Source organism: Liquorilactobacillus uvarum DSM 19971 (assembly GCF_001434935.1).
GTDB classification, from domain to species: domain Bacteria; phylum Bacillota; class Bacilli; order Lactobacillales; family Lactobacillaceae; genus Liquorilactobacillus; species Liquorilactobacillus uvarum.
On record NZ_AZEG01000129.1, the window covers coordinates 1 to 314 of the forward strand.

Sequence of the window (314 nt, forward strand, 5' to 3'; positions counted from 1 at the left end):
CCGGTGCACAGCTTTACTGTGGACCGTGGCACTGAGTTTAGTGGGCTAGTATCACTTGAATCACAATATGGTATTAAGACCTATTACTGCCATGCTTATACTCCAGCTGAACGTGGTAGTAATGAACGCTTTAATCGGAATTTACGTTATTTTTATCCTAAAGGGACTCGTTTTGAGCACATTAGTGCTCAAGATTTAACGACGACGTTACTCCAAATTAACCAGCGACCGCTTAAAATACTCGACTGGCAAACACCGTATCAGGTTATGCTGACAAATTTGTCCAAAAATTCGGATTAAATTTGCAATCTACC

The 314-nt window shown here is 40.8% G+C and carries 1 protein-coding gene; it reads left to right on the forward strand.

Annotation, left to right across the window (positions count from 1 at the left end; translation table 11 throughout):
• A partial coding sequence (locus FD20_RS12775) for an IS30 family transposase (RefSeq protein WP_143143073.1) occupies positions 1-300 on the forward strand: 300 nt, incomplete at its 5' end.
• Positions 301-314 lie beyond the last annotated feature (14 nt).